Raw genomic sequence first — 2,580 nt, forward strand, 5'->3', positions numbered from 1 at the left:
TTTACTTCACCGCGGAACCGGGCCAACACTGACCGGGTGCGCACCGGCTAGTTCCTCCCACCCCCTGGGGGGGCGTTGGTTTATTCCCCTACCACACGGCCACGCCTCGTCTCGTTCGTTCGGGCACCCCTTCAGGGCACAGGTGTCGCGTAGGCTCGTTGATAGCGCTCGTACTCTCATCCATCACGGCGCAAACCTCTACAAACCGGACAGGGGAGGGGGCTTACAGTGCTTCTCGACACCTACGGCCGCGTAGCCACTGACCTGCGCGTCTCACTCACCGACCGGTGCAATCTGCGCTGTACGTATTGCATGCCCGAGGAGGGCCTGCAGTGGCTCGGCAAATCGGATCTGCTCAGTGACGACGAGATCGTCCGCCTGATCCGCATCGCGGTCACCCAGCTCGGGATCAAGGAAGTCCGCTTCACCGGCGGCGAGCCGCTGCTGCGCCCCGGCCTCGTCGGGATCGTCGAGCAGTGCGCGGCCCTGGAGCCCCGCCCCAAGATGTCGCTGACCACCAACGGCATCGGCCTCAAGCGCACCGCGCAGGCCCTCAAGGCCGCCGGCCTGGACAGGGTGAACGTTTCCCTCGACACCCTGCGGCCCGAGGTCTTCAAGACCCTGACCCGGCGCGACCGCCACAAGGACGTCATCGAGGGCATGGCCGCCGCCCGCGACGCCGGCCTCACCCCCGTCAAGGTCAACGCGGTCCTGATGCCCGGACTCAACGACGACGAGGCTCCCGACCTGCTGGCCTGGGCCGTGGAGAACGAGTACGAGCTCCGCTTCATCGAGCAGATGCCGCTCGACGCCCAGCACGGCTGGAAGCGCGACGGCATGATCACCGCCGGTGACATCCTGGAGTCCCTGCGCACCCGCTTCACGCTCACCGAAGAAGGGTCCGAGGAGCGCGGCTCCGCCCCGGCCGAGCGGTGGGTCGTCGACGGCGGCCCGGCCACCGTCGGCGTCATCGCCTCGGTCACCCGTCCCTTCTGCGGCGCCTGCGACCGTACGCGCCTCACGGCCGACGGCCAGATCCGTACGTGCCTCTTCGCCACCGAGGAGTCCGACCTGCGCGCCGCCCTGCGCTCGGGCGCCCCGGACGAGGAGATCGCCCGCCTGTGGAAGGTGGCGATGTGGGGCAAGAAGGCCGGGTCCGGCCTCGACGACCCGACCTTCCTGCAGCCCGACCGCCCGATGTCGGCGATCGGCGGCTGACCTCCACCGTCGGGAACGGTTCCGAGCGACCCCGAGGGCTCGCAGTGGCTACGGCCGCTGCGAGCCCTCGGGCGCTTCCCACTCGTCGAGCTTCACGACGTCCTTGAGGAATCCGCGGACCCCCAGGAACTGGGACAGGTGCTCGCGGTGCTCCTCGCACGCCAGCCAGGTCTTGCGGCGCTCGGGGGTGTGCAGCTTCGGGTTGTTCCACGCCAGGACCCAGACGGCCGCCTCGCGGCAGGCCTTGGCGGAGCAGGTGGGCGCGTCGGCGGCGGAAGCGTCGTTCAGGAGCGCGTCAAGGGGAGTCACGGCTCAACCCTAAGACGGAATGGCGACGCCGAGCAGCCACGGGGGGAGCTGCCCGGCGTCGGTCCGTCGCTCCGACGGGGGATGCGGAGCGCGTAGGCAGTATGTCACGCAGGACCCGGTGCGGTGCACTGGAACTTCATGATTGATCTGAGCTTTTCTTGAGGTTTCCGTCATCGAGCGCGGGGCGCACGGGCGCCGGAACGAAGTGGGACGGCAGGGACGGCGTCGATTCGCGCCCCGCGTTGGCGATGACCACCGCGATGTACGGCAGCAGCGCCCCCGCGACGAGCGTCACGATGGCCACGGGCCGCTGTACGTTCCACAGGACGATCGTCGCGACGACCGACAGGGTCCTGATCAGCATCGAGATCACGTACCGGCGTTGGCGTCCCCGTACGTCCTCGGCGAGGCTCATCCGCGCCCCCGTGATCCGGAAGACCTCGGACCCGTTCCGCTTCGTCCGTTCCACAACCCACCACCCGATCGATCGCCGGACACTCCCCGGCCCGGACGCCTCCACGGTACGCCGCGCGCCCCCGGCCGGGCAGAGGGGGTGTCCCCCGAATGGCGCTGTCCGAAATGCGCAGTAGGCCGGACGGGTCGAGACTGGGCCCACATGCGCACAACGCGCCAGGAGGAGGCTCGACATGGGTTGGTTGTGGGCGATCATCGTCGGCTTTGTACTGGGACTGATTGCCCGGGCGATCCTGCCGGGCAAGCAGCACCAGCCCCTTTGGCTGACCACCATCTTCGGCATCGTCGGCGCGGTCCTCGGCAACGCCGTGGCCACGTGGATCGGCGTCAACGAGACCAAGGGCATCGACTGGATCAGGCACTTGCTGCAGCTCGCCGGAGCCGTCGTGGTGGTCGGTCTCGGAGACCTGATCTACAGCTCGTTCCGCGGTAGCAAGAAGCAGATGACCTGAGGGCTTCCGCCCGCTCTGCGGCGGAGCACGACGGAGGGGGGGGCGCGGGACGCGGGCGGGGTCCCAGACGGCGAACCGGAAAACAAATAACAGGCCACCGGGCAGCAAAAAAGAGGCGATTCGGACT

At 68.6% G+C, this 2,580-nt stretch carries 4 protein-coding genes; 2 read left to right on the forward strand and 2 right to left on the reverse strand.

Annotated elements, in window-relative coordinates:
- Positions 1-228 precede the first annotated feature (228 nt).
- The gene (gene moaA / locus ACFVX6_RS35875; RefSeq protein ID WP_250742236.1) at positions 229-1,218 is read left to right on the forward strand and encodes a GTP 3',8-cyclase MoaA; all 990 of its coding nucleotides are present in this window, start codon (positions 229-231) and stop codon (positions 1,216-1,218) included.
- Positions 1,219-1,266: 48 nt separating this feature from the next.
- Here the strand turns inward: moaA and ACFVX6_RS35880 are convergent, their stop codons facing one another.
- Positions 1,267-1,527, reverse strand: coding sequence for a hypothetical protein (locus tag ACFVX6_RS35880; protein WP_250742235.1), 261 nt, complete (start codon positions 1,525-1,527; stop codon positions 1,267-1,269).
- A gap of 136 nt (positions 1,528-1,663) precedes the next feature.
- Positions 1,664-1,996, reverse strand: a complete 333-nt coding sequence (locus tag ACFVX6_RS35885; protein WP_389698725.1) for a DUF3099 domain-containing protein — start codon at positions 1,994-1,996, stop codon at positions 1,664-1,666.
- A 178-nt stretch (positions 1,997-2,174) separates the two neighbouring features.
- On the opposite strand from ACFVX6_RS35885, the gene ACFVX6_RS35890 reads away from it, so the two are divergent.
- Positions 2,175-2,453 carry a GlsB/YeaQ/YmgE family stress response membrane protein gene (locus tag ACFVX6_RS35890; protein ID WP_389698727.1) on the forward strand — a complete coding sequence of 93 codons (279 nt, stop codon included), beginning with the start codon at positions 2,175-2,177 and terminating at the stop codon, positions 2,451-2,453.
- The last annotated feature ends 127 nt before the right edge of the window (positions 2,454-2,580 follow it).

The organism is Streptomyces sp. NPDC058289 (assembly GCF_042880975.1).
GTDB lineage: Bacteria > Actinomycetota > Actinomycetes > Streptomycetales > Streptomycetaceae > Streptomyces > Streptomyces stoeckheimensis.